General features: G+C 63.4%; 17 protein-coding genes. 13 read left to right on the top strand and 4 right to left on the bottom strand.

What is annotated here, in order from left to right; genetic code table 11:
* Positions 1-4 precede the first annotated feature (4 nt).
* Entirely contained in the window at positions 5-3511 is a 3507-nt protein-coding gene (locus tag IRI77_RS06085; RefSeq protein ID WP_194451181.1) for a TonB-dependent receptor, read from the bottom strand.
* A 550-nt stretch (positions 3512-4061) separates the two neighbouring features.
* Between IRI77_RS06085 and IRI77_RS06080 the strand changes: the two genes are divergently transcribed.
* Together IRI77_RS06080 and IRI77_RS06075 are read left to right on the top strand one after the other, a co-directional pair.
* Positions 4062-5207, top strand: a complete 1146-nt coding sequence (locus IRI77_RS06080; protein WP_194451180.1) for a hypothetical protein — start codon at positions 4062-4064, stop codon at positions 5205-5207.
* A 27-nt stretch (positions 5208-5234) separates the two neighbouring features.
* Entirely contained in the window at positions 5235-6542 is a 1308-nt protein-coding gene (locus IRI77_RS06075) for an alginate export family protein (protein ID WP_194451179.1), read from the top strand.
* Positions 6543-6569: 27 nt separating this feature from the next.
* Here IRI77_RS06075 and IRI77_RS06070 read toward each other — a convergent pair whose 3' ends face one another.
* On the bottom strand, positions 6570-7925 hold the full coding sequence (locus IRI77_RS06070) for a class II 3-deoxy-7-phosphoheptulonate synthase (RefSeq protein ID WP_228486620.1): 1356 nt from the start codon (positions 7923-7925) through the stop codon (positions 6570-6572).
* A 57-nt stretch (positions 7926-7982) separates the two neighbouring features.
* On the opposite strand from IRI77_RS06070, the gene IRI77_RS06065 reads away from it, so the two are divergent.
* From IRI77_RS06065 to IRI77_RS06055, 3 genes are all read left to right on the top strand, one after another.
* Positions 7983-10172 carry a patatin-like phospholipase family protein gene (locus tag IRI77_RS06065; RefSeq protein WP_194451177.1) on the top strand — a complete coding sequence of 730 codons (2190 nt, stop codon included), beginning with the start codon at positions 7983-7985 and terminating at the stop codon, positions 10170-10172.
* Positions 10173-10197: 25 nt separating this feature from the next.
* Entirely contained in the window at positions 10198-10599 is a 402-nt protein-coding gene (locus IRI77_RS06060) for a hypothetical protein (protein WP_194451176.1), read from the top strand.
* A gap of 114 nt (positions 10600-10713) precedes the next feature.
* Complete coding sequence (locus tag IRI77_RS06055) at positions 10714-11958, top strand: hypothetical protein (RefSeq protein ID WP_194451175.1); 1245 nt, start codon at positions 10714-10716, stop codon at positions 11956-11958.
* A 760-nt stretch (positions 11959-12718) separates the two neighbouring features.
* Here IRI77_RS06055 and IRI77_RS06050 read toward each other — a convergent pair.
* Positions 12719-16177: a TonB-dependent receptor gene (locus IRI77_RS06050; protein WP_194451174.1), complete on the bottom strand. Its 3459-nt coding sequence runs from the start codon at positions 16175-16177 to the stop codon at positions 12719-12721.
* Positions 16178-16819: 642 nt separating this feature from the next.
* Here IRI77_RS06050 and IRI77_RS06045 point away from each other — a divergent pair.
* On the top strand, positions 16820-17557 hold the full coding sequence (locus IRI77_RS06045; protein ID WP_194451173.1) for a PEP-CTERM sorting domain-containing protein: 738 nt from the start codon (positions 16820-16822) through the stop codon (positions 17555-17557).
* A gap of 70 nt (positions 17558-17627) precedes the next feature.
* Here IRI77_RS06045 and IRI77_RS06040 read toward each other — a convergent pair whose 3' ends face one another.
* Positions 17628-19982, bottom strand: coding sequence for an ABC transporter permease (locus IRI77_RS06040; RefSeq protein ID WP_194451172.1), 2355 nt, complete (start codon positions 19980-19982; stop codon positions 17628-17630).
* A gap of 237 nt (positions 19983-20219) precedes the next feature.
* Between IRI77_RS06040 and IRI77_RS06035 the strand changes: the two genes are divergently transcribed.
* Genes IRI77_RS06035 through IRI77_RS06005 form a run of 7 tightly spaced genes read left to right on the top strand, consistent with a single transcriptional unit; the run spans position 20220 to position 26501 of the window.
* On the top strand, positions 20220-20513 hold the full coding sequence (locus tag IRI77_RS06035) for a hypothetical protein (RefSeq protein ID WP_194451171.1): 294 nt from the start codon (positions 20220-20222) through the stop codon (positions 20511-20513).
* Between the two features lie 13 nt (positions 20514-20526).
* Positions 20527-21444, top strand: coding sequence for a hypothetical protein (locus IRI77_RS06030; RefSeq protein ID WP_194451170.1), 918 nt, complete (start codon positions 20527-20529; stop codon positions 21442-21444).
* Positions 21445-21461: 17 nt separating this feature from the next.
* Complete coding sequence (gene qrcA / locus IRI77_RS06025) at positions 21462-22040, top strand: menaquinone reductase multiheme cytochrome c subunit QrcA (RefSeq protein ID WP_194451169.1); 579 nt, start codon at positions 21462-21464, stop codon at positions 22038-22040.
* A 9-nt stretch (positions 22041-22049) separates the two neighbouring features.
* Positions 22050-23663 carry a molybdopterin-binding domain-containing protein gene (locus IRI77_RS06020; RefSeq protein WP_194451168.1) on the top strand — a complete coding sequence of 538 codons (1614 nt, stop codon included), beginning with the start codon at positions 22050-22052 and terminating at the stop codon, positions 23661-23663.
* 1 nt (position 23664) lies between these two features.
* On the top strand, positions 23665-24414 hold the full coding sequence (locus tag IRI77_RS06015) for a 4Fe-4S dicluster domain-containing protein (RefSeq protein WP_194451167.1): 750 nt from the start codon (positions 23665-23667) through the stop codon (positions 24412-24414).
* Positions 24407-25687 carry a menaquinone reductase integral membrane subunit QrcD gene (gene qrcD, locus IRI77_RS06010; protein ID WP_194451166.1) on the top strand — a complete coding sequence of 427 codons (1281 nt, stop codon included), beginning with the start codon at positions 24407-24409 and terminating at the stop codon, positions 25685-25687. Before IRI77_RS06015 ends, qrcD begins: the two co-directional genes overlap by 8 nt.
* Entirely contained in the window at positions 25671-26501 is an 831-nt protein-coding gene (locus IRI77_RS06005; RefSeq protein ID WP_194451165.1) for a glycine cleavage system protein H, read from the top strand. The genes qrcD and IRI77_RS06005 overlap by 17 nt, the downstream gene beginning before the upstream one ends.
* The last annotated feature ends 27 nt before the right edge of the window (positions 26502-26528 follow it).

Raw genomic sequence — 26528 nt, 5'->3', positions numbered from 1 at the left:
TTGCCTAGAACGTCAGTTTCAGCGACATCTGCCAGGATCGGGGTGTGTCCTGGCCGGTGATGCTGCCATACGAGGGGCTGGTCGGATCCGTGTTGGGATCGTAGAGGTTCGGATGGTTGAGGGCGTTGAAGGTCTCAGCGCGGAACTGCGTGTTCCAGCGCTCACTGAGGCGGAAGTTCTTGATCAGCGAGAAGTCCCACCGATCCTGATTGGGGCCGCGGGCGGAGCTGAAGCGCAGTGGGAAGCGGCGCAGGTTCGAGGCCAACTGCAGGGTGCCATTGGTCTCGAAACCGACGGTCTTGGCGGGCGTGAACCAGGCGTCCACATTGCGTTCATTCTCGGGCTTCACAAAGTTCTTCACGTCGCCGTTGAAGATGCGGTTGCCGAAGCCGAGCGGCGCGCCGCTCTGGTGCTGATAGATGCCGCCCAACTGCCAGCCGCCGGCTACGAAGTCGACAGCCTTGTTCATGCCGGAGCCGAAGTGGCGGCCGCGGCCGAACGGGATTTCCCAGATGCCGGAGCCGGTGAGGCGGTGCGTGCGGTCAAGACTGGCGATGCTCTCGTAGGGCATGGGGTCCTGCGAGTTCATGAACTCGGTGGCTTCCATGGCCTTTGACCAGGTGTAGGAGGCCTGCACGGTCCAGGCATTGGCGAAGCGGCGCTCAATGCGGGACTGCAGTGAGTGATACCAGGAGTAGCCGGCCTGATCGGCGAGGATCTGAACGCTACTGAACTGGCTGTAATTGCGCAGCAGGCTGCCGCGGGTCGTGTTGGCGGTGTAGGTGGGGCTCAAGCCGAAATAGGGATTCGGGAAGGTCTTGCCGAGATAGTCGATGGTGGCCTGATCGCGCACCGGAGAGGTGCTGAGATACTGGGCCGGTGTGTAGCTGAGTTCGCGGTTAATACCCAGACGTGTATTGCGGTTGCCCACATACGCCGCCTCAACGAGGAACTTCTGGGGGAACTCCTGCTGAATGCCAAAGCTCCAGCGCTGCGAGTAAGGATGGCTGCGGCGATCGCTGAAGAATTGCACCTGCTGGCCGAGGTTCGTGCTCAGCCCGCCCGATGCGCCCGCGGGCGAAATGAGCCCGTTCGGGAAGGGATTCGCGTTCGTTGCGAAGAAGGTCAGTCCGTTGTCCAGCGAAGGCAGCATCTGCGTCGACTGGGAGAAACCGGTCTGGTTCGTGTTTGTGTAATTGACCCCGATGGACGCGGTGTAGATTCCATATCCGCCGCGGATGATGGTCTTGGGCCTGTACTGGTAGGCGAAGCCGGCGCGGGGCTGGAAGTTGAGTTTCTCGGGCTCCCAGAAGGTGCGCGGATTGCGGCCGACGTTCGCGAAGGTCAGGCCGCCGATAGCTGCGAACTGCGTGACGGCCAACTCGGGGATAGGATTCTTCGCGTAGTTGGCCTTGGCCGCCTCATTCACCGGATTGGGGGTGGAGGAGTCATAGTGGATGGCCCCACGATCGAAGCGCTCGGTCATCGGCGATTCATACTCGTACCGCAGGCCCAGGTTCACCGTCAGCTTCCGCGACAACTTCCAGTCGTCCTGGAGATAGACAGCGAAATACTTATCCTGCTCCACGTAAGACGCCGTCCTGTTCATGTTGCTGATCGAGTTGGGGCTGTTGCCCGGGATGCCATAGAGCATCGAGGCGAGCTGGCCGCCGAGTGTCGGGTTGCCCGCCGTATCGTTGGCCTTCGTATACGTGGCGTCGTAGATGTACTGAGGAGACAGGCCTGAACCGTAGCGGTTGCGGCTCTCCCGGTAAACGCGGAATTCCGGACCGAAGCGCAGCGTGTGGTTGCCCTTCATCTTGGTGAAGTTGCCGACGAACGAGTTGGTCGTCGACGCGGTGACTCCGTCCTGCGACTCCCACTGGGAGATCTGGCTGAACGGCGTGACTTGAATATTCGGAATCGGCGCGATCTTCTTATCCGGCAGCTGGCTGATCAGGTTGGAGGACAAGCCGAGCGAGGCCAGATCATAGCCCTGCGAGGTGCGGCGCTCAGGGAAATCCTGGAACGTCAGGCCATAGCGGAAGTTCAGCAGGAAGCTGGGGCTGAACACATACACGTCGTCGAAGGCGATGCCCTTGTTGTTGCGGTTCAGGATGACGCCGTTCACGTCGTTGTTGAAATTGCGGTTCTTGTCTTCCTGCCAGTAGTCGCGGTGCAGGCGCAGGAATACGCGGTGATTCTCGCTGAACGCGTGGTCGAGGCGGGTGATCCAGACCCAGTAATCTTCCAGCGCCTTGCCGGAGCGATAGTAGTTGTTCCGGAAATCAAGGGTGCCCTGCTGGTTCGGCAGCGGGTAAAGATTGATGAAGTTTACACCCACCTTGTCCAGTTGGCTTTTCGGGATGATGTTGTTGGGAACCGGCGTCCGCACATACTTGCCGCCCGTTAGGGTAGTCGACTTGGGATCGTAGAACTGGTACGCAGCGCCGAGGCCCAGGTACTCCGACAGGTCGCCTTCGTGCATCTTGGCCGTCGGCACCGTGGACAGGATGTTGCCGCCGGAATCGGGGTTGCCGAACTTGTTGGCTTCGTACGCAAAGAACCAGAAGGTGCGGTTCTTGCCGTTGTACAACTTCGGGATGTACACAGGAGCTCCGGCCGAGGCGCCGTAGCGGTTGTCCTGGTAGATCGAAATGGGTTGGCCCGACTTGTTCTGGAAGATGGTGGGGGCGTCCAGGGCGGAGTGGCGGAACCACTCGTGCGCTTCGCCGTGCAGCGTGTTCGTGCCCGACTTCGTCGAGACGTTCACCGTGCTGCCCATGGTGTGGCCCAGCGAGGCGTCGAACGCCGACGTCTGCACCTTGAATTCGGCGATGGCGGTCTGCGGCGGCGAGAAGGCGACGCGGGGGGCGGTGCCATCACTATATGTATTGGACACACCGTCGATCGAGAACTCGTTCTGGTTGTTGCCGCCGCCGTCCGTTGAGAAGGTGGAAGGGGCGCTGTTGAAGCCCGCTTTGCGCAGGCGCATGTTGGTGCCGTTTACGGTACCCGGGGCGAGGTGGACCAGGTCCATCGCGTTGCCGGCGAACTGGGGCAGTTCGAGAACACGGCGTTCGTCGATGACCTGACCGAGGGATGCTTCCGCGGTCGACAACAGCGGGGTCGTGTCCTTGACCTCCATGGTCTCGGAAGTCGCGCCAACCTGGAGATCGATATCGACCTCGACGCTATCGTTAATGCGCACCTGGACAGCCTGGCGCAGGAACTTCTTGAAACCGGTCAGCTCGCAGGTGATGGTGTAGTTGCCGGTAATCAGGTAAGGGAGGACATAGTTGCCGGAGTTGTTTGTCTTGCCCGACACAGCAACGCCAGTGCTGTCATTGATGGCCCGGACCTCTGCGTTGGGGACGACAGCGCCTGTACCGTCAACGACACGTCCGAGGATCGTGCCGCGAGGATCCTGCGCGCTGAGCGGCAGGATGGCGGAAATCAGGAGTAGGACTAGCGGAAGGGCGCGCGCTAGGCTGGTTCGGAATTGGTGCATAAATTGAACTCCTAAGAACGAGGCCTTGGTTCGGCGGAAGAGATGGAACCAGGCGCTGGAGAACGTCTCACTAAATCTTCGACACGTGCATCGGGATACCAGTCAATCCGGAAACAGGGAGCTTTGAGACTCGGGAGCGCCACGCCGCGCGGACCCCTCAGATTGGCGTTGTGACCCACTTTACCCTGCAGCATTAGACTAACTAGTACAGGGTTGTCAGATTGGTCCTTGCGGAACAAGTGTATTCTCGGCGAATTCTCCGTGAAATGGCGGTCCTCTCGCCCCGGCCAAGCGCATTTCAGGCCGTCTCCGGAGGCTATCCCTGGAGGCCCTTTCCGCTTGCGGTAAGCATCTGAAATGTTATACTTCCGTCAGAGTTGCGGCGGGGTTAACGCCCTGCTGCCCTCTGCTGCTGAAGATGGCCTCCGACCCGCATCCGCGCCCAGTGGTCCCGCTCCCGTTACAAGACGAGAGGTGGGCGTTACTGCACCGGGTGGCAGCCAGTTCCGCCTTCCAGAAATCGAATCGCTGCCGGGAGCTCCTACTGTTTGTGGGAGAACGCTCTCTGCGGGATCCGAATCACGTGATTCGTGAGCAGGAGATCGGTGTGTCCGTGTTCGGGCGGCCGCAGTCGTACGACACCAGCCAGGATACGCTGGTAAGAGTTCAGATCTCCCAACTCCGCAAGAAGATTCACCAGTATTTCGCCGAAGAGGGGAAGGACGAAGCGCTGGGGCTCGAGCTGCCGAAGGGATCGTACTCGATCGTCTTTCATCCGCGCTCCGCCGAAGCCGAACAGGACCCGTTGGAACTGCTGGGCCGCCGCACCCGCCGCGGCTACATCCTGGCCGGCGTGGTGGCCGTGCTCATCCTGGCTTGCGGGCTGCTCGCCCTGCAGAACTACGACCTGCGCCACCGCGCTCAACTGGGCCTGGGCAACAAGCCCATGGTGGACAAATTCTGGCAGCAGATGTTTCAGAACGGCCTGCACACCTACCTGGTGCTGGCCGATGGCAACATCCTGGTGCTGCAGGACCAGATCAAACACCAGATCTCGGTGCAGGAGTATGAGAGCAAGGCGTTCGAGCGGATGGCCACCAAGTCGATCGAGGATCCCGCCCTGCGGGCCCTGACGCTCAACGTGGCCTACCGCCGCTTCACCGGCATCGCGGATGCGGCGTTGGCCGTGCGCATGGGCCTGGTGGGGGCGTCCAACGGGCTGGGGCTCGACGTTGTGCTGGCCCGGGATGTCTCGATGCCGCAGGTGTCCACGCACAACACGATCCTGATGGGCAGCCGCCGCGCCAACCCCTGGGTGGGTTTGTTTGAGGAGAAGCTGAACTTCCGCACGATCTTCGAGGAATCGCCCAAACTCGCCTACTTCCAGAATGTCTCGCCGAAGGCGGGCGAGCAGGCGGATTATCGCGGGCAGTGGAGCACGCTGAGCTACTGCCGCGTGGCTTACCTGCCGAATCCGAAGGGCAACGGGAGCGTCCTGCTGATCTCGGGCACCGATGTCCAGGCCACCGAAGCGGGCGGTGAGTTCGTGACGAACGAGCATTGGGTGGAGGCTTTCCGCAGTACCCTGGGCCTCAAGGGAGACGAACCGGTGCCGCACTTTGAGTTTCTGCTGGAAGGCAAAATGGTGGTCAACACCGTGCCCCAGTTCCAGGTGATCGCCTGGCGGCGGCATTAGCGCGCCTGGCTGTGATATGTTCCGCTGATGCAGTTCCGCCGTTGGCTTTGGCCGTTGGCGGCGGCCACCTGTTTCAGCCAGGCACCCCTGGGCGCGCAATGGTGGGCTGCCGGCGACCTTCTGAATCAAGCGATTGGTAAGTCCAGCGGGGGCACGCTGTCGCTCTCCTTCGAGGTCCGCAGCCGTTTGGAGCACCGCGAAGGCCAGAGTTTTGGCTTTGATCCCGACCGTAGCGCCGACTTTATCCGGACGCGCGTCGGCATCGCCTGGAAGCCGGCCGGCTGGCTTAAGTTCGCGGCCAGGATGCAGGACTCGCGGGCCCCGCTTTACGGCCTGAATGCGCCCAATACGGTACGGGATCCCGCGGATCTGCAGGAGGCCTACCTGGAAATCAACGGCGATGCGAAGCGCGGTTTCGGGCTCAGCGCAGGCCGCCGGATGTTCAACTTCGGCGATAGCCGGCTGATCGGCGTGCCGGACTGGAGCAACGTGGCCCGCACGTTCGATCACGCGCGGGTCTGGTGGCAGGCGGGCCAAGCCCGTATCGAATTTCTGATGGTGTCTCCGCCTCGGGTCCGGCCCGGTGAGTTCAACCGGATGAATCTGTCCGATCGCGTCTGGGGTACCTATAACGTGCTGCCCGAACTGGCCCACGGCCACCGGGCCGAAGTGTACCTCCTGCGCCATGACCAGGACGCGGCCGGCGGCTTCACGGGGCAGGGCACGCTCGGAGTGAATTCGTTTGGCTCCCGCTGGACCGGGCCCATCGCGGCGGGGTGGAAGTATGCGGTCGAAGGCGTAGTCCAAGGCGGGCATGTGGGCAGCGCGTCACATCGGGCCGGGGCCTGGTCTTCCGTTCTCTCGAAGACGATCGGCAAGGTGGATGCTTCCGTGGAGTATAAGTACGCCTCGGGCACAGCCCACCCCGAGGATTCGACACGCAGTTCCACGTTTGACCAGATGTACGCCGCGAACCACGACAAGTTCGGGCACCAGGATCTGTTTGGCTGGCGCAACCTCCACAATATCCGTGGCTTAGCCGTGTGGCGCGTGCGGCCGAAGGTCACGCTGAATGCGATGTTCGACGACTACTGGCTGGCGCAGGCCCGGGACGGCCTCTACACGGGAGCCGGGCGCCAGATCGCGCGTTCCGCCAGCGGCTCAGCGGGCCGGCATGTGGGGGAAGACTTCGACTTCTTCGCCACCTGGCGGCCGGTGAAACCGCTGTTGTTCGGGGCAGGCTGCGGGGTCTTCGTGAAGGGCGAGTTCATCCGCAAGGCTACGCCCGGCATCGCGCCGGTCTATGTCTACTTCTTCCAGTCTTATTCCTTCTGAAGTGCGCGGCTGGACCGGCCGGGCGGATTAGCGCGATTCGGCCCGGAGTTTGTTGGCCACCAGCAGCGCCAGTTCCAGCGACTGTTCGTAGTTCAGCCGCGGATCGACCTCGGTCTCGTACGCGCGGTGCAGGTCGTGCTCGTTCAGGCCGCGAGCCCCGCCGGTGCATTCCGTCACGTTCTCGCCGGTCAGTTCAATGTGGACGCCGCCCAGGTGGGAGCCCAGCCGGGCGTGGATGTCGAAGGCCTGGCTGAGTTCGCTCTCGATCTCGCCGAAGTCTCGCGTTTTGTAGCCGCTGCTGGTGGACTTCGTATTGCCGTGCATGGGATCGCAGATCCACAGCACGCGCCGTCCGGCGGCCGTCACCGCTTCGACCAGCGGCGGCAGCCCGGCGGCGATCTTCTCAGCCCCGAAACGGTGGATGAGGGTCAGGCGGCCCGGCTCGCGGTCAGGATCCAGGATGTCCATCAGCTTCAACAGCATATCGGGCGGGGTGGCCTGGCCGACCTTCATGCCGATGGGGTTGTCGATGCCGCGCATATACTCGACATGGGCGCCGTCGGGGGCGATGGTGCGGATGCCGATCCAGGGGAAGTGGGTGGACAGGTTGTACCAGCCGGTGCGGTGCGGCACCTGGCGGGTCTGGGCCTGTTCGTAGCCCAGGTGCAGGGCCTCGTGGGAGGTATAGAAGTCGATGCGGTCGCTGCCGCCGGCCGGCGCGCCCAGGATGTTCTCCATGAAGCGCAGGCTGTCGGTGATGGAGCGCAGGAGGTTGTGGTACTCCTCGGCCTGGGGCGAATGCTTGGTCCAGTCGAGATCCCAGTATTCGGGGTGATGCAGGTCGGCAAAGCCGCCTTTGACCAGCGCCCGGATGAAGTTGAGGGTAAGGGCGGCGCGTTCGTAGCCACGCAGCAGCAGGTTGGGATCCGGCGTGCGGGCTTCGAGCGTGGGCTCGGGGCGGTTGATGAGGTCGCCGCGATAGGAGGGCAGGCGGACGCCCTGGACATCCTCGTAGTCAGCGGAGCGGGGTTTGGCGTACTGACCGGCGAAGCGTCCGATGCGGACGACCGGCTTGCGCGCGCCCTGCACGAGGACGAGGCTCATCTGAATGAGAATCTTGAGCTGATTGGCGATGCGCTGGGACGAACAGTCGGCGAAACGCTCGGCGCAATCGCCGCCCTGGAGAACAAAGCACTGGCCGGCCGCGGCGCGGGCGAGCTGCTCCTTCAGGGCCACCACTTCCCAACTGGTAACCAGGGGAGGGAGGTTGGAGAGTTCCGCCAGCGCACGCTGGAGCACGGGGAGATTGGGGTATTCGGGCTGCTGGAGGGCGGAATGACCGCTCCAGGAATCCGGAGCCCACTGTCGGCGAGAGGCAACCATGGCTCTCTCCATTTCAACATGCATGGAGTTACAGGGTAGCATGGGGTAACGAACCCAATGAGAGTTGCCCTGCGCTTCCTGCTCCCGTGCCTGCTGGCCAGCCGGTTGATTCCGGCGCAGGAGGCGGCGGATCCGCAGAAACCCAAGCGGCCCAGGATCGGGCTGGCGCTGTCGGGCGGCAGCGCGTTCGGCCTGGCCCACATCGGCGTCCTGAAGTGGCTGGAAGAGAACCGGATCCCCGTCGATTATGTGGCGGGCACCAGCATGGGCAGCCTGGTGGGCGCGTTGTACGCCACCGCCCATTCGCCGAAGGAGATCGAGAACTACGTCGAGGGGATCGATTGGAGCGGCGTCCTGTCGCCGTCGATTGCATTCCGCCAGATGGCCTACCGGCGCAAGGAAGACCAGCGGGAGTACCCCTCGGCGGTGGAGTTTGGCTTGAAGGGCGGCATCCGGCTTCCGTCTGGACTTTCGGGCGGCCAGGGCGTCGGGCTGGTGATCAGCCGGTTCGCGGCGCCTTACGGCGACATTCAGAAGTTTGACGACCTGCCGACGCCGTTCCGCTGCGTGGCTACGGATTTGAAGAAGGGCCGGGAAGTCGTCTTCGAGAAGGGTCCGTTGTTCGACGCCCTGCGGGCTTCGATGTCCTTGCCCGGTTTGTTCGCTCCTGTCCGCATGGGCGACCTGACGCTGGTGGATGGCGGCCTGCTCAACAACATCCCGGTGGATGTGGTCAGGAAGATGGGGGCCGATATCGTGATCGCTGTCGCCCTGGACAAGCCGCCGGAAGAGGCGCAGTTCCGATCGTTGCTGGGGGTGGCGGCGCGCAGCATCAGCGTGATGATCACGGCGAACGAACGGCGCAGCCTGGGCATGGCCGATATGGTGTTGATGCCCGACCTGAGCGGCTTCGGCACCAACGACTACCTGAAGTGGAAAGACCTGGAAGAGCGAGGCTACGCGGCGGCCTCGGCGAAGAAGGCGATGCTGCAGAAGCTGAGCCTGAGTCCCGAGGAGTACGCGGCCTACAGCACCCAGCGGCAGGCCAAGCGCCGCAGCGATGAGTTAAAGCCGGCGTTTGTGGAGGTGGATGGGGACATCGCTCCGAAACGAACCGAAGCGCTGATCGACGCGATTGCCGCGAATCCGAACGAGTCGCTGGATCGGGGCAAGCTGGAAAACGAGCTGACGAAGATCACGGGCATGGGGCGCTTCGATACGGCGAATTACTCGTTTGTCCATCGCGGTGACCTGCCGGGCATCCGGGTGAGCGTGCATGAGAAGGATTACGGTCCGCCGTTTCTGAAGGTGGCGTTTCTGCTGGATGCGTCGCGCCAGGAGGGTTTCCGTTTCGGCATTGGAGGCCGGTTCACGGTGTTGGACCTGGGCGGTCCGGCGTCGGAGTGGCGGTCTGACTTGAGCATTGGCCAGTTCAACCGGGCGACGACCGAATACTACTACCGCATTGCCGGCGGCAAGTGGTTTGTGGCGCCGCGGCTGTTTTATCTCGAAGACAGCCTGCCGTTGTACCAGGGCGACCAGCAGGTATCGGATTTCACGACGCGCCAGACGGGCAGCACGGTGGATGCGGGTTATGCCTTTGGGCGTTTTCAGGAACTGAGGATGGGGTACACGCTGAGCCACGACCGGTTGGCGGTGACCAAGGGCGTCAACTCCTTTGACCCGATCAAGGGCCGCTACACGGACTTCCACGTGAAGTGGGTCTTTGAGGGACAGGACAGTGCGCTGGTGCCGCGGCGCGGGGTGCGTGCCTCGGTGCAGGGTGCGTGGGTGATCGACCATCCCGGCGTGAACAGGACGTATCCGATGGCCGACATCGCTTTCGGCTACGCCCGGCCGTTCAATAAGAATTATTCATTTTTGACGAATTTCGCAGGCGGCTCGACGGTAAACGAAGAGGCGCTATCGACGGTATTTGCGTTGGGCGGAGTGGGACGCATTGATGCCTTGGGCCGCGGCCGCATGTTGGGCAACCACTACTACTACGGCGGCGCGCGGGTATTGCGGACGTTGGCGAGTGATTCGCTGTCGCTGTTCGGGCGGTTCTATCTGACGGCCGGACTGGAGAGCGGCAAGGCGTGGACTCCGGCGGTGGGGGCAATGCCGCGGTATAGCGGATCGTTCGGATTGCTGGGCGAGACGACGTTCGGGGTGGTGTATTTTGGGGCGGGGATTGGGGATCGTGGAGACCGGCGCATGTTTTTCCGGTTGGGCCGGGTGTTTTAGGTTGTATAAATGAGAGGGAACTCTCATGGATTACGACCATTTGATTCAAGTGCTGATGGAATCGTCCAAAGCGGATTGGCTTTGGAACGATCCCCGTTCGATCTGGACGTTCAAACCAGACCTGAACATTACGCTGCGTGAAACGCAGACCCCCACCGATGGGGAACTCCGCCCGTTCGCGGAGAAGTGGGCGCGCGAGTATCCGGACCAGGATGCGCGGGCCACACAGATCGAGCTCTGGTATGGAGCGTCGTTCGTAAAGGAGTATGGGTTTGTGTTGGTGGACGGTTACCGGGCGAGTTTGCCTTTCCCCAGGGCGGCCGATGACCTGACGATCACGCGCGAGCAGCTGGCCGTGGCGTCGGCGGTGAATTGCGAGCGTGACGAGTTCCCGCGATACATCAGCCGGTTCCAGGTCAGCGGCTGAAGCCGGGCGCATGAAAACGATGGCCGGCTGCACAGGTGGCCGGCCGAGTCCGCTATGGGCGGAAGATTCACTGCTGTTGTTCCGAGTGGCGTTGCTGGTTTGAGGGGTTCGCGCATGCGTGCTTTGTGGCGCTTTCCGTTGATTCTTGGGCTCGGCGCTTTTGCCCTGCGCGCGGAGGTGCCTGGAACGAAGGAGTGTTCCGGCGCCCTGGCGGACTTTGAAGCGCTGCTGGTCGGTTCGCATGCGGGCGAGTCCTCGCGAGTGGAGGCCGCGCTGGTTTTGCGGTTCGCGCGCGAGGGGCTGCGGCTGCAGCGGCAGGATCTGGTTCGCCCGGCGGGTGTAAGGTTGCGGCGCTGGCTGGATGGGAGCCGCGGCGCGGTGCCGGTGGCGGAACGACTGGATCTCGAGGCTGCCGTGCAGGCCCTGGCGGCGTGTTCGAACTGGGTGAGCGACCCGGCGGTTCGGCGTGGTTGGGGCACGGTGCGGGCGGAGGTGTTTATTACTCCAGAGGGCGCACCGGATTCCAGGCAGGAGGCTCAGATTCCGGCTGAGGGGACGATGCTGTTTGTGGGGGAGGTCCAGGTGGCTCGGACCGGGAGGGACGGAGTGGCCGAGTTCCCGTATCCTGCCGGTTCGCACGTGGTGCAGGCGATGCGGTTCCCCTATTACGCCTCGGATGCCACTGTTGCCGTGGCCAGCGGCGAGAAGACCCGGGTGCGAATGACGCTGGATTCCGGAAAAGAGATCGCCGCGTACAGTCATCCCTTTATCGATGAACTTCAGGATGGCGTGCTGCCTGGAGGTCTCGACTCCTTCCATGTCGGGTTCGCGTTCGATGAGGATGGGCGCATTGCCGTGCTGGACGGCTTCACCTCGGTCACTGCCACGGATGACAGGAGTAGCGCGCAGTACGACCTGACTGGCGACTGCGCAGCCAGGGATGGCCGCATCACCGTACGGATCACGAAGAAGTTTGCCGAGTTCCTGGCAAAGGCTCAAGGGCGCGTCAGCTTGGACGTGTATGCCTGGACGGCGGAGGAGTGGCCGCATCGCGACGCGATCCGTTTTGTGTACGGGGGCGTTCTTCTGCCTGGCGCCGGACTGCTGAAGGAGGCGCCGGATTTGCCGTGGGACCTGCGGATCGGCTACCACTCACGAGACGGGCTGACGAAATACGTTCGGTGCGACGGGAGCGGGTGCGACGTGCGGGGTTTGCCGAATGGGGTGGTGTCGATTGGCGTGATTACGGCTCACGCGGCGTTCTCGATGGAGTCGGTTGAGATCTCGGAGGAGTTTCCACTTCGGGCGGTGGCCGAGAGGGTGGCGGCGCAAGGGCGTGCGGAGAGTGGGCCGAAGTGAGGGAGGCCCGGCGGCCGAGTACAGTTCCGGGCCGGCGAAGAGGCTTGCCCTGCTGGACTGAGTGGAGTGTTTCGGGGGCTATCCGCTCACTCACGTTCGCGGCTCAATTTGCGGCTTTCTCCTCTGCGGCGGGCTGGCGGATCCTGCGAGACTGCGTTGCCTGTCGCGCTCCTTCTCTTTCCAATGTGGCCTCGGCTTGGAACGAACAAGTACGCGGTTAGTATTGCGGCGGCCTGGTCAAGGTTGTCGAGGCGGCCTAATGACATGGTCAGCCATTTTGTTCGACCGGAACGGAATCTCAAGGCAAGCCCGCTGCCCTTGAGTGTGAATCGAACGAAGACCTCTTCAATGTCGCTGGCTTCGTATCGTTTTGTGAATTCCAAGCGGCCCAGTCGACGCGTGACAACCAGCAACCGGCGGTCCCGGTCGGCCACAAAGGACGAGGCGACGGACGCATAGATTCCGAACATCACAAAACAGGTGCCGATGGCTGCTCCCAGAATGCTTCGGTATAGAGGGAGTGCCAGGCCACCGAAGAGAATAAACCCCCAGGCGACCGGCTTCGTCGCGGTCTCCTCTACGACGACGGCACAATTGGACCGCGAAACTACCCTGACGGAATGTCCACCGGTCCACATATAACTTGCAATTTATCGCATTTGCTGACGGTAAGGCTGGCGAGATCGCAGAAAGCAGATAAGGGCCCGCAGCCTGACGCCGCGGGCCCTCATTCCTCCGACTCGATGGTTTGGGGTGAACCCTAGAAGTTCACCTTGATGCCCAACTGCATGAACCTGGGGCCTACCTGGACCGCGGTGGCGCGGCCGAAGTTGGGATCCGTCAGGTTCACGTTGATGCCTCCGAAGAGCGTCCGGTTCAGGACGTTCGACGCGTCGGCTCGCAGTTCGAGATCTACCGGCTGATCCTTATAGGCGAACAGGATCGTGCGCTTGACGATGGAGAAGCTCTCCGACAGGACCGGCGGGGTGCGCAGGTCGTTGAGGAAAGCGGCGGCCGTGCCAAACTGGAGCGGGCCGGGCAGCGTGAAGGCGTTGCGGTCGAACCAGCGGACGCCCGGGTTGTCGGGATCGAGATCCGTGCGGTTAGTGCCCGTGCGGATTGACGAACCGGACAGGTTGGCGCGCAGCACCGGGTTGAAGAGCGAAGCGGCCAGCGTGTTGGGGACGGTGGGCTGCAGCAGCGTGCCGGAGCGGTACTGGTGGATGCCGGAGACCGTCCAGCCACCGGTCACTTTCTTCACCAGGTTGCTGCCTTTCTTGCCGAAGGGCAGATCCCAGGTGTAGATGAGGTTCAGCACCTGCGGCGTGTCGAAGCGCTGGTAGCTCTTCTCGTTGCCGAGGTTGTACTGATCCTGGACGGCGATGCCGGAGCCGGTCTGGGTCTCCGCGCCGACGTTGGACAGGCCCTTGGACCAGGTATAGCCCATGAGGACGCTGAGCGACTTGTAGCGGCGCTCCACCTTGGCCTGCAGGGCGTTGTAGGTGCTGCCCGCGTTGCCGAGGTAGGTGTGGGTGATGTTGAGGTACTGCGGATAGGGCCGCAGCGCCTGGGCGAGGGTGCCCGTGAACGACGGGAACGGCTTGCTGAAGCCGGCGTTGACGACGCGCGCGTCGTTGATGTTCAGCGACAGCAGGTCGCCGTACTTGAGCTGGCCCGGGGTCACCTGGTTGTACGGCGTGGCCGAGTTCAGGTGAGTGCTCTTCATGCCGACGTAGGCGACATCCAGGAACCAGCTACCGGGCAGCTCGCGCTGGACGTTGAAGCTCCAGTTCTGGATCTTGCCGGGCAGGCCGTCTTCGCCGGTGAGGATGAGGACGCTCTGGCCGTTGGCGAACGAGGGATCCACGACGGGCAGCGGACGGGGCGGTCCAGGGGTGAAGCCGTTGTCCCAGTTGAAGACCGGGGCGAGGCCGTCGAGCGACTGCGGAGCGCTGCTGTAGCTGGTGCCCCAGCCGCAGGGGAAGCAGCCGCCGCCCGTGTTGCCGTTGGCCGCCGAGTAGTAGAGGCCGTAGCCGCCGCGCAGCACGGTCTTCTGGTTCAACTGGTAGGCGGCGCCGAGGCGCGGCCCGAAGTTGGTGGGATAGATGTTGCCGAAACGCTTCTTGCCGTTGCGGCCGGGCCCTTCGCCGAGGAACGTCAGGGCGCCGGGCAGGCCGCCGGCTCCGGGGTTCGGGACGGAGGGATCGAAGCTCGAGATCGTGTAGTTCTGGTCGAACCGGGGGAAATAGAGCTCGTAGCGGATGCCGATGTTCAGCGTCAGGCGCGACGTCACCTTGATGTTGTCGGTGAGGAACGCGGAGTCGGTGACATAGAGGATGTTGACGCCCTTGGTGTTGAAGTCGCGGCGGGCGCTGTCGGGTCCGCCCAGCAGGAAGCTGGCGAAGGAGTAGCCGGTGGTGGCGCGTGAGGCTCCGGGGGCGGCTGTTTGGAAGTTAGTGTAGTTGAAGCGGCCGTGGGCATAGGCATCGTCCAGCGGTTCCTGGAAGGTGCGGCCGCGATGGTACTCGAAGCCGAACTTCAGGTCGTGGCGGCCCAGCACTTTGCTGGCCGTGTCGGAGAGGGTGTAGGTCCAGTTGGACTGGTTGCCGCGGTTCTTGGGGTCGTTGCCGAAGCCGGTGAGACCGTCGGTGAAGGTGACGATGGGGAACGAGCTGGAGCCGTCGGTGGCGACGCCCTTCAGCCCGAGCTTCTCAGGCCAGCCCTGCTTGTGCTGCGGCAGTTGGTCGAAGTAGTTGTTATACCGCGACAAGCCGAAGACGAAGTGGTTGAAGAAGGTGGGTGAGATGCTGGCGTCGTAGGTGGCGCGCCAGGTGTCCGGCTTGTCCAGGGTGTAGAGGCCGTTGGCCAGGGGACCGGGCAGTCCGCCTTCGGCCAACTGCGTGATGTTCTGCTTGCTGAGAAAGAAACTGACGCGGTTGGTGTCGTTGAAGACGTGGTCGGCCTTGATGCTCCAGATGTCCAGATCGCGGATGCCCAGGTTGGTGACGGAGAAGTTGGACGAGATGCCGGGGCCTGTCGGATTCGGGATGAGGCCCAGCATGTTCTTCGACACGCTGCTGAAGCGGTTGGTGGGGATCTGGTTGTTGGCGAACGGTGTGCGCGTGACGACGCCGTTGACGGTCTGGGTGCTGTCGGGATCGTAGATCAACTTCGAGCCCAGCTCCGAGAAGTCGCCGCCGCGCATGGCCTGTGTGGCGATGCTGGCGATGGCCGTGCTGGAGGCGTTGGCCTGGCGATACCAGTTGCGGGTGAAGTAGAAGAACGACTTATTCTTCCCGTTGTAGACGCCGGGGATCCAGACGGGTCCGCCGATGTTGAGGCCGTACTCGTTCTGGCGCACCTTGGCTTTGTTCGGATTGCGAGTATCGCCATCGGGGAACTTACGCTGGCGGTTGATGGACCAGCCGGCTGCGTCGTAGGCGTCGTTGCGGTTGTATTCGAACACGCCGCCATGGAACTGGTTGGTGCCCGACTTGGTGACGAAGACTTCAATGCCCCCCGCCGTGCGGCCGTACTCGGCCGAGAAATTCGAGTTCAGTAGTTTGAATTCGCCGTACTGCTCGACGGAACCGATGCCGCCGTTGGCGGAGAAGGCGACCCCGCCGCTTTCGGGGTTGGTGTGCGAGGCGCCGTCGATGAGGATCTCCTTGCCGCGGCGCGGGCCGCCGTTGATGCTGGAGTCCTGCACGCCGTTGTTGACGCCGGGCAGATACGAGATGAAGTTTTCCGGATTGCGAAAACCGCCGCTGACGAAAAGAGGCGCGTCTTTCATGAACTTTGGCTGAAAGCTGGTGCCGAGATCGCTGCTGGCCGCCGAGAGCAAAGGCGCTTCGTCCTTGACGTCGACGGTCTGCGTGACATCACCGACTTCCATGCGTGCATCAATATTGACGCGCGTGGCCGTGGCTACAATGATGCCCGTGCGGGACACCTTCTTGAATCCGGCTACTTCCACGTTGAGCGTGTAAGCACCGACCTCCAAAGCGGGGAATGAGTAAATTCCGGAATCGGAACTCACCGTCGCCAACTCGCGGTTGGTCGCCTCCTGAATCAGCCTGACGGCGGCGCCCGGCACGGCTGCACCGGCAGGGTCGGTCACCTGGCCTGAAATAGCGCCTGAACCGGTTTGGCCATAGACGAGGGCCAACGGCAAGGCGAGCAGGCACACAACTTGGTATGTGATTTTTCTAATGAACAAGGAACCCCTCCCAGTGGGATTTTCTGGCAGTCTACAGGAGTTGATACAGGATGACAACGTGTATGTTTGCGGTGGGTAGGCAAATACACGGTAAATTCGCAGCAATCAAGCGCCCCGGATGCTCCGCAGCCCTGTCCACGAATGTGACAGGTGTCTCGCCGGCGGGCCGCTGCCGCGCGGAGTATGCCGGCATCCTTTATACAGTCGACTGGTAGGAGAACCCCTCGGGAGCAGGCGGCCGGCTGGTGGTGGCCCTGTTCGCCGACGCCGGGCCATCGCGGCCAGGCCCAGGTTCACCTGCGATGGAAGGGGATCCAGCCGCCGTCCTATCGATTCTGACTATTTTTTGGGTGTTTCGTGCTCGATAGTACTAACGCGGTTTTAGGACTAAGTTCCAGTCTCCGGGCCCACTCTCGCTGCTAAGGTTCACCTGAGAAGTACCGTTTCCCCCCACCCCAGTCCCAAACGAGCGTGGTTTTGCGGTTCCACGGCCGTATTTCGGCGCCTCCCTGGTTTTCGGTTCTAGGATTCCAGGTTCTATGGCCGCACACGCAGGGCCGGTAGGTTACCTGTGTGACTGCTTGCTGAGCCCGGCGCCTAACCGCTCCGGATGGCCGGCAGAACAACTGGAGAACAATAAGAATGAAACTCAACTCAATGCTGTTCGGCGCCGCGGCTTTGCTGGCGGCAATCTCTTCAGTCTCCGCGGCGCCTCTGCCGCAATCCGTACTGGGGACTGACAAAGCGGTCGTGATTAGCAATGAGAACCTGAAGGTTCTCACTGGTGGGGGCTTTGGAGGAACCCTCGAAGGTCTGGACACCTATTTCTGGTGCGCAGACTGGGAGAACTACATTGCCGGCCCGCCGGATAGCTACAAGGCGAATGTCGTCGCCCTCGGCGATTGGACCGCCACGGAAAAGTCCGAGGTTCGGAAGGGTACCAACACCAACTGGGCAGTGAGTTCGCCGACCCTGAGCGCGTTGCAGCGCTACCAGGTGGCCGCCTACCTGCTGAGCCAGATGACCACCTTCCAAACGTCGACCAAGCAGACCACGAACCCGACCAAGGCAACCGATGAGGACCTGCAGCGCTCCATCTGGAAGATCCTGAACCTCGGCCTGCCCTCGAATGCGAGCCCGGCGGTTCTGAACCCGGCTCCGCTGAATGCCGCCATCGCCTATGTTCAGTCCCACGCGGACTACGGGTTTGGCTCCTGGGCCGTCGTGAGTGGAGTCTCCTCCGGTGGCCGGCTGTCCGGCACGAAGAAGCAGACCTTCCTGGTTCAGATTGAAGCTACCCAGGTTCCTGAACCCGGCACCTACGCCCTGATGGGCCTCGGTCTCGGCGCCCTCGCCATGCTCCGCAAGCGCAAGGCGTAACTCACCCCTAATCTTCAAGTTGCAGTCGAAGAGTCGCCCGCGGCAACGCGGGCGTCTCTTTTTGCGCATGTCAGTCTCGGCGCAGGGCGGACATGGGCTCGAGCTTCGCCGCCTGGAGGCCGGGCTGCAGGGCGGCCGCCATCCCCACTGCCACCAGCAGGGCGATGACGGAGGCGTAGATCCAGGGGGACCGGGATTCTGTCTGGAAGAGCAGGCCCTGCAGGTAGCGGGCCGAGGCCAGGGAAAGCCCTAAACCGAGGATGGCGCCGGCCACGGTCCAGCCCAGGGCGCGGCCCAACACCAGCGAGACGATGCCGGAAGGTGTCGCCCCCAGGCAGAGCCGGACGCCGATTTCGCGTGTTCTCTGGTTGACGAAGAAGCTGACCACGGCATAGAGGCCGATGCTTGCCAGCAGGATCCCCACCAGGGCAAACACGGTGAGCACCAGGGTCTGGAAGCGGGGCCGCTGGTAGAGGCCGGAGACCTTGTCCTCCATGGCCGCGACCTCCACCGGCAGATGTGGATCCATGGCCAGCATCTCGCCGCGCACCAGGGCCGTCATCGAGGCGGCGGGCAGGGCGCCGCGGATCACGGCGATCCAACGGCGGGGCGCTCCCGGGATGACTTCAGGACGCTGGAGGTAGTACTCGGAATCCTGCTTCTGTCCGGGGGGGGCGTTGCGGACTTCGCCGGCGATGCCGATCACCGTCAACCAGGGATTATCGAGACCTGCGCGCAGACGGCGGCCGAGAGGGTCCTGCTTGCCAAACAGCCGCGCGGCCAGTGAGCTGCTGAGGACCACGGCATCCTTGTCCTGCGCCTGGAAACCGCGGCCGCGCAACAGCGGAATGCCGAGGGCAGGGAAGTAGTCGGGGGTGACCCAGCGGTAGACCACCATGCCTCCGGTGCCCTGGCGGGTTTCCGGGGGCTCTCCTTCCAGTTGGATGCGGGAATAGATCATCGCCTGCGTACGGCCGGAGGGTGGTACGGAATCGGCCAGGGCAACCTGCGAGACGCCGGGCAGGCGGCGCAGGCGCTGCTGGGCTTCCAGCGCATGCTGGGCGTCGACGCGCAAGGCGGCCGTCAGGACGTGACCGCCTTGAAACCCGAGGGGGACGTTCTGCAGCTTCCACAGGCTGTGGAGCAGCAGGCCTGCGCCGCTGAGCAGGACGACGGTGATGGCGAACTGCGAGGTCACCAGCATCGGCTTGAGCCAGAGGCCGCGGCGTTCGGTGGCGCGGGTTCCGGAGAGATCCTCGAGGGAGACGCGGATCAGGGCCGGCGCGAGTCCCGAAAGGAGTCCGGCGGCAAGGGTGAGGAGCACCGCGAAGACGGCGACCCGCCAGTCGATCTGCGCCTCACGCAGCCGCGCGATGCCCTCTGGAGCGAGGCTGCGCAGGAGATGCAGCAGCCACCACGCGAGGCCCACGCCGGCCACACCACCGGCCGAGGCGAGCAGCAGGGTGCCGGTGAGCGATTCGCGGACCAGTTGCCAGCGGGTGGCCCCGAGGGCGGCGCGTACGGCGCGCTCCTGGGTTTGGCCGGAGGCGCGCGCCAACAGCAGATTTGCGACGTTGGCGCAGGCGATGAGCAGGACGCAGAAGACGGCTCCGGTGATGAGCTGGGCGGCGAGCCGGGCGTCGCGCGACTGGCGGTCACGGAGTCCCGACAGCTTCAAAGAGATCTCTTTGCGGAACTGGGCCGGCACCAGTTTGAGCGACTGCTGGTAGAGCGGCAGCAGCCCGGCTCGCGCTTGCGGCAGGGTGAGGCCCGGTTTCATGCGGCCGAAGACGACGAGCAGGGCCATGCGGTCGCGGGCGCGCTGGACGGCCGCGTCCAACTGCTGCGGCAGCAGGATGTCGACCTGCGCCAGGTTGGGGTATTCGAAGTTCGCCGGCAGGACACCGGCGATGCGGGTGGGGCGGCCGTCCAGGTTGAGGGTGCGGCCCAGGACGGCCGGATCGCTGCCGAAGCGGCCGCGCCACATCTGGTAGGAGATCAGGGCGTTTGGGGCGACGCCGGGCCGGTCGTCTTCGCGGGTGAGGTCGCGTCCCAGCAGCGGCGTGACGCCGAGGGTCGCCAGGAAGTTGGATTCGACGCGGCCGCAGCGCAGGCGCGCCGGGTTGTTCTCGAAGAGGTCGCAGTCGCCCACCATGCTGGACGAAGTAATTGCGCTGAAGACGGTTTGCTGGTCGCGCCAATCGAGGTAGTCGGGCCCGAGCAGGAACTCTTCTTCGGCCAGGGGTGTGCCCATGCCGAGCCAGACCAACTGCTGCTCATCGGCATACGGCAGGGACCGGATGAGGATTCGATCGACAACGCTGAAGACGGCGGTGGCGGAACCGACGCCGAGCGCCAGTGCGAGGATGGCGGAGGCCGTGAACGCAGGCGTCCGGAGGAAGGAGCGGAGAGCGGGTTTCCACATAGCTATGCCCAGTGGAGGGATAGACTCCGGCCTGGAGCGGGCGGTTCCCAACGGCCGTGTTGGAATTTCGGAAACACCGTGTAGGGGATTCCGGCACAAGAAGACCTCATCGTCTTTAAGAAGGGAGCGATCTCCTTTGTTGTCAACATCTCCTCAGTTGGCACGGCAACTGCAGGGGACAGTGTAGGCGAATCCGACTGGTAGGGGAAACGCCGCCAAGAGACAAAGGAGATTCCGATGTTCGGTATCGATTGGAACAATCCGCAAACGATGTGGCTCAACTACACGAATCTGGCGTTGGGCGTGGTGACGCTCATCTGCTTTGCAGCCGTGGGCTACAACATCGTGAAAGAGCTTCTCGAGCAGCGCCAGAAGCACAATGCGATGGATCGCGAGTTGAAGGACATGTTGTCGGCGCAGGGCCATGCGATGGAGATTCCGGGCCTGGGTTGGACGATGGCCGATGGTGGCGAGCCGGTGCCCCCGCCGGTGTTCAAGCGCCCGCCGACGCCGCGCGAGAAGAAGCAGTAGGGAGGAGGTTGCCGTGAGCTGCCCGTTTCTGAGGGAAGCACGAGCCCGCAGCTGCCAGGCTGCGCCGTTACGGAAGCTGATAGTGGAAGGCCGCACCGACACTTCCGGAGAGAAGTGCTCGTCGGCCGGCCATCAGCAGTGCTCCATTTTCGTCGAACAGCGCGCCATTTCGGAAGATCCGGGCCGGTGCCCGTTTCTGCACGAATCGCTCATGCAGTACTGCGCGGCGCAGTCGGTGCCGAAGATGGTCCCGTACAGCGAGTCGCAGTTGGGCAAGTGCGGTTCGGACAGCTTTGAGTACTGCGAAACCTACCTGCAGATGGCGCATCCCAATGGCTCGCATGCGGCGGATGAGTGGCAGGTGGAAGGCATTCCGGTGCCGTCCAAACTGTATTACACCGCCAACCATATGTGGATCGACACGCATGAGAGCGGCGCCTGCCACATCGGGATTGACGGATTCCTGGCCCGCCTGATTGGCCGGCTGGATGGAGTCAATTTTGCGACACAGCGCGGGGTGAATCGGCCCAGCGCGGTATTGAACCTGCATGGGGCCGACTGGCCGCTGGTGTTCCCCAACCAGGTATTGATCAGTTCAGCCAACCTCTACCTGCGCGGCAATCCCGCGCGGCTGGCAGCCGATCCCTATGGTTCAGGCTACCTGTTTGAAGGTTGGGAGCCGCCATCCGGTTCTCCGTCGCGCCATGGCCTGATGCATGGCCGGCAGGCGATCCACTGGATCCGGCAGGAAGTCTCGAGGCTCTCGGAGTTCGTCCAGCAGTGTGCCAGCCGGCGCGGGACCGGCCTGGATTCCACATTGTGCGACGGCGGCACCTGTGTGCCGGGCCTGCTCGACCATCTGACCCGCGACGAGATGTTCCGCCTGCTGCACGAGTTCTTCGACCCGCATGCAGCCTGGCCTGCTCAATAACAAGGAGATACACGTTCATGCGCTCCGCCATCCTCTTCCTGGCGGGCTTGGTATCGGTGCTCACCGCGGGTTGGACGGTTTTTCCGCGGGCTTTATACAAGAGCAGTCCTCAGCCCCTTCAGTTCAATCATAAAGTTCACGCCGAAAAGGCAGGCAGCGAGTGCAACTCCTGCCACGAGATCCGGGCCGATGGTTCCTTCAGCGGGATCCCGGGCATCTCCAATTGCGCCGGGTGTCATCCCGAGCCGCAGGGCACCAGCCTGGCCGAAAAAACGCTGGTCGAAAAGTACGTCAAACCCAACCGCGAGATTCCTTGGCACGGATACTACCGTCAGCCGATGAATGCGCGGTTTTCGCATGTCCGGCACGTGAAGGCCGGCAAGCTGAAGTGCGAGACCTGCCATGGAGATCACGGCAAATCGTCCAGCCTGCCGCCCTATGAGGAGAACCGGATCAGCGGTTACAGCCGGCACATCTGGGGCGCGAAGATGCTGCGCGTCAATGTCCGCCCCGATGAAGGCATGAAGATGTCGGACTGTGAAAACTGCCATGCCCAGCGCGGTGTCTCCGCCGGTTGCCTCGGTTGCCATCAATAGGAGCCTGTCATGAAACCCACCAGGCGAGATCTGATCACCTTGAGTGCGGGCGCGGTCGTCGCGCTGCCCTTCACTCCAATTCCTTGGAAGCTCTTGGACGATTCGGCCATCTGGACCCAGAATTGGCCGTGGATTCCGACTCCGGCTCGCGGTGAGCCGAGCACGAAGTTCACGGCCTGTACGCTGTGCCCCGCCGCCTGCGGCCTGAAAGTGCGCTGCATTGCCGGCAAGCCGGTGGGCATTGCCCCGGTGGCCGCGCATCCGGTGAGCCGCGGCGGCCTGTGCGCGCTGGCCTTCGGAGCGCATCAGTTGCCGTGGCATCCCCTGCGCCTGAAGCAGCCGCTGCTGCGCGGACAGTTGGTGACGATGGACCAAGCGCAAGCCGCGGTGGCCGCTGAGTTGAAGCGCGCCGGCGCCAGCGTTGCGTTCCTGGATGCGCGTCCGGGCAGAACCGCATCAATGCTCTATCGCCGGTTCCTGCAGGAGAATCACAGCGTTCGCTATCTGACCGTCGCGCGGCCGGGCGAAAGCACGGGCCACCTGCTGCGGCAGTGGAGCGGCTCCCCTGAACCACTGGGTATCGATATTGAAAACGCGAAAACGATTCTGAGCTTCGGGGTGCCGGTGCTGGACGGCTGGGCGACTCCGGGGCGCGTGCTGACGGCCTGGAAGAGGAAGAGCTTCCGGCTGATTCAGGTCGATTCCATCGCCACCCCGACGGCCGGGCTGGCCGATCGCTGGCTGCTGATTGAGCCGGGGACCGAGGCCGCCTTGGCGCAGGCCCTGGCTGGGACGATGCCCGTCGAAGCGGCCGCCAAGGTCACGGGGTTGTCCGCCGCACTGATCCAGGATACCGCTCGGGAACTGGCCTCGGCCGGTCCGGCTCTGGTACTGGGCGACGATCCGGCAATAGCAGCCTTGAACGTCCAGCTGCAGAATGTGGGCCGTGCCGGAGGGTATGTCAGCCGCCGCGGCAGTTCCGTGCCGGCGATGCAACTGGAAGCCGTGCCCGATGGTTCGCTGGAACTGCTCTTCGTGGAAGACGACGCAGCGCCGTGGAATGTGGTTCAGAAGAAGCTGAGCCCGACCGGCTACCTGGTCTGCTTCTCGGCGTATCACGCCGGCCTGGCCAATCACGCGCCCTGCGTGATTCCGGTGCCCGCGAATCTGGAGACAGTGGACGATGCCGCGGAGCCCTTCGACGCGCTCACGGCGTCCTACTCAGTAGCCCAGGCCCTGCTGCCGGCGCCGCAGGGCGTGACTGCGGCGCATGCCTTCCTCGGGCGCCTGGCCGGCTGGGCGGAAGACGAGTACGCGACGACGCAGGCCAAGCGGGTGGCCGCGATCCATGCGGCGAAACGCGGATCCCTCTTCGATCCGGCGGCCGGATCCACCACCGCCGTCAGTGAGTTCAAAGACGCCGCCAAACTGCAGGAAGCCCTGCAGCAGGGCGGCTGCTGGCAGGATGACGCGGCCGCCCCCAGGGTGCTGAAGTGCACCGTGCCGGCCACGCCGGCAAAAGCGGCGGCTGTGCAGGGCAGCAACTGGACAGCCGCCGTGTTGCCGCCGCTGGCGACGAAGATCTATCAGGAATCCACGCTCCGTCCGACGAGGGAGATTTGAGATGGCTGTCACGAAGAAAAACCGCCGTTACGGCATGATCGTGGACGTTGACCTCTGTACGGGTTGCGGCGCCTGCATGGTGGCCTGCGCGGCTGAGAACAATGTGGCTCCGGCTCCGGAGAAAGCGACTGATCGCACCGGCATCACTCCGATGCGCGTGTATCCGGTGCACAACGGCGCGCCGGCCGACAAGCGTCAAACCGCGTTCCTCCCGTTGCTGTGCATGCACTGCAGCGAGCCGCCCTGCGAATCGGTCTGCCCGCAGCAGGCGGTCGAACTGGACGAAGCCACCGGCATCGTTACGCAGATGCCGCAGCGCTGCCTGGGTTGCCGCTACTGCATGACCGCGTGCCCCTATCATGCCCGCTATTTCAACTGGTGGGATCCGCAGTGGCCGGTGGGCATGGAGGCGACGCTGAATCCGACCGTCGCGCCCCGCATGCGCGGTGTGGTGGAGAAGTGCAATCTCTGCGCGTCGCGGCTGCACGCCGCCGAGGATCAGGCGACAGCGGACGGGCAGCCGCCGCCGGCCACCTACGTTTCGGCTTGCGTGGAAGCGTGTCCGACCGGCGCCATGGTGCTGGGCGATCTCGATGATCCCACCACTGAGGCTCAGAAGCTGGCGCATGCCGAGGGTACGTTCCAACTGCTGGCCAAGCTGGGTACGGGCCCCAAGGTTCACTATCATTCCAGCCGGCCCTGGGTCCGGAGCCTGGCGGAGCGTAGCGCAAAGGAGCAAGCCAATGCCTAGCTTCGACGACCGCAACATGATTCCACGCGGGTTGGAGCGCTGCTCCCCGCGCGGCTTCGCACTCCGCATCGCGCCCTGGCTGCTGCTGTTCGCCTTTGGCGCCTACTCCATCTATCTGTGCCTGCGCTATGGCCTGAACCAGACCAACATGGACAACCGGTTCGCGTTCGGTTTGTGGATCTTCCTCGACCTCACGGTGATCGCGCTCGGCGCGGGTGCGTTCTTTACCGGCTTCCTGCTCTATCTCATGAAGTGGAAGGCGCTGAAGTCCGTCATCAACAGCGCTGTCATCATCGGCTTCGTCTGCTATAGCGGAGCCATGGTGGCGCTGGCCGTGGACGTCGGGCAGCCGGCGCGCGCCTGGTTCACCTTCTGGCACCCCAATGTGCACTCGATGCTGACTGAGGTGACCTTCTGCATCACCTGCTACCTCACCGTCCTGGCGGTGGAGTACATTCCGATCCTGCTGAAACACCGGAAGCTGAAACAGATCCCCTCGTTCCTGGTCTTTGAATTCGAGTTGCACCGGATCATCCCCGTGCTGGCTGCCGTCGGCACGCTGCTTTCCTTCTTCCACCAGGGCTCTTTGGGCGGCTTGTACGGCGTGCTGCGCGGACGGCCGTTTGCTTACCGCGAGGGCTTCGCCATCTGGCCCTCGACGTTCTTCCTCTTCATCCTCTCCGCGATTGCCGCCGGGCCCAGCTTCATTCTGCTCACGACGAAGCTGGCCGAGAAGCTGAGCAACAAGCCGCTGGTGCGCGGCGGAGTCTATGAGATGCTGGGCAAGACGTCGGGCGTACTGCTCACGGTGTATGTCGCGCTGAAGAGCGTGGATACGCTGATCTGGCTCAACAGGACCTCGCCCGCGGCCGGCTTCACGCCCTGGGAGTTCTACACTTTTAAGCCCTTTGGGACGTGGATCCTGTTCACTGAGATCGTCCTGCTGGGCATGATCCCGGCCCTGCTGCTGCTGTCTGCCCGGTTGCGTGCGAAACCGGTTGTGTTGACCTGCGCGGCCATTCTGGCTTGCTGTGGTGTGGCTCTCAACCGCTTTGTGCTGACGATTCAGACACTGGCGCTGCCCACGCTGCCGTTTGATGAGTTTCTGTCTTATTTCCCGAGTTGGCAGGAGTTCGGCGTGTTTGCCGCCGTTCTCGCCTATGGCGTTCTGGTGTACGCGTTCTCGTTCCGCTATCTGCCGCTCTTCCCCGATGAAAAACAACTGACAGCGCCCGTTGAAGTAGAGGAGTTGGAATATGTTTCCCGGAATTAATGGCTTCCACTGGACGTTCGGACACATCCTGTTCGTCTCCATCTTCTGCACGGTGGGCCTGGTGATTCTTACGGCGGCTCTCGTGGCTGTGTGGAGAAGCTGGCGGGATGCAAAGCTCCAGCGCGAGCCGCGGATCCGCTGGCAGAGCGAGTTTCATGACCTCAGCGATCGCGAGCGCCGCTGCCGCCACACGCTCTCCGGCGAGACGAAGTCGCGCCTCTGCCCGAACGCGTTTGATTGCCGCGATTGCATCACCCATCCGAAGTTCGTCGAACTGGCGCCGGTGGTTGACGAGAGCGTGCCCGTAGAGACCTATGGGTTGGATTTCCCGGCTGAGAATTACTATCACCGCGGTCATGCGTGGGTGAGGCCGGAGGCGAACGGGACCCTGGTGGTGGGGCTCGACGACCTGGGCCGGCGCCTGATTGGGCCGCCGGATCATGTGGAGTTGCCTGCGCCGGGAACGCATCTCGAGAACAACGGTGTGGGCTGGCGTGGCGATCGCAATGGCGTGCCGTTCCGCGTGCTGGCGCCCATTGAAGGGGAGGTCGTCGAGACGGGCGGGCCTGACAAGGGCTGGTATCTGCGTCTGCGTCCGGTGGCGAACAAGCCAACGGATCTGCGGCATTTGCTGCATGGCCACGAGGTGAGCGGCTGGCTGCGGGATGAGCTGGATCGCCTGCAGATGCTGCTGTCGCCGGAAGCGACGGGGCCGTCGCTGGCTGATGGCGGCGTCCTGATGGAGGATCTCAGCAAGGCGCAGCCGGGCGCGAACTGGGACAAGGTGATGGGGGAGATGTTTCTGGAGCCGTAGGTTGGCTAAGCGGTCAGCGCCCGGCCG

It is taken from the genome of Paludibaculum fermentans (assembly GCF_015277775.1).
GTDB classification, from domain to species: Bacteria; Acidobacteriota; Terriglobia; order Bryobacterales; family Bryobacteraceae; genus Paludibaculum; species Paludibaculum fermentans.
The sequence above is the reverse complement of the archived record's forward strand: the minus strand, read 5'-3'. Positions and strand labels throughout refer to the sequence as shown.

What these genes read in the sequence shown, in the direction of transcription:
- IRI77_RS06040 (WP_194451172.1), bottom strand. Translation starts at nt 19,982, where the DNA reads ATGTGGAAACCCGCTCTCCGCTCCTTCCTCCGGACGCCTGCGTTCACG.
- IRI77_RS06015 (WP_194451167.1), top strand. Translation starts at nt 23,665, where the DNA reads ATGGCTGTCACGAAGAAAAACCGCCGTTACGGCATGATCGTGGACGTT.
- IRI77_RS06060 (WP_194451176.1), top strand. Translation starts at nt 10,198, where the DNA reads ATGGATTACGACCATTTGATTCAAGTGCTGATGGAATCGTCCAAAGCG.
- IRI77_RS06055 (WP_194451175.1), top strand. Translation starts at nt 10,714, where the DNA reads ATGCGTGCTTTGTGGCGCTTTCCGTTGATTCTTGGGCTCGGCGCTTTT.
- IRI77_RS06020 (WP_194451168.1), top strand. Translation starts at nt 22,050, where the DNA reads ATGAAACCCACCAGGCGAGATCTGATCACCTTGAGTGCGGGCGCGGTC.
- IRI77_RS06070 (WP_228486620.1), bottom strand. Translation starts at nt 7,925, where the DNA reads ATGGTTGCCTCTCGCCGACAGTGGGCTCCGGATTCCTGGAGCGGTCAT.
- IRI77_RS06085 (WP_194451181.1), bottom strand. Translation starts at nt 3,511, where the DNA reads ATGCACCAATTCCGAACCAGCCTAGCGCGCGCCCTTCCGCTAGTCCTA.
- IRI77_RS06065 (WP_194451177.1), top strand. Translation starts at nt 7,983, where the DNA reads ATGAGAGTTGCCCTGCGCTTCCTGCTCCCGTGCCTGCTGGCCAGCCGG.
- IRI77_RS06035 (WP_194451171.1), top strand. Translation starts at nt 20,220, where the DNA reads ATGTTCGGTATCGATTGGAACAATCCGCAAACGATGTGGCTCAACTAC.
- qrcA (WP_194451169.1), top strand. Translation starts at nt 21,462, where the DNA reads ATGCGCTCCGCCATCCTCTTCCTGGCGGGCTTGGTATCGGTGCTCACC.
- IRI77_RS06045 (WP_194451173.1), top strand. Translation starts at nt 16,820, where the DNA reads ATGAAACTCAACTCAATGCTGTTCGGCGCCGCGGCTTTGCTGGCGGCA.
- qrcD (WP_194451166.1), top strand. Translation starts at nt 24,407, where the DNA reads ATGCCTAGCTTCGACGACCGCAACATGATTCCACGCGGGTTGGAGCGC.
- IRI77_RS06075 (WP_194451179.1), top strand. Translation starts at nt 5,235, where the DNA reads ATGCAGTTCCGCCGTTGGCTTTGGCCGTTGGCGGCGGCCACCTGTTTC.
- IRI77_RS06005 (WP_194451165.1), top strand. Translation starts at nt 25,671, where the DNA reads ATGTTTCCCGGAATTAATGGCTTCCACTGGACGTTCGGACACATCCTG.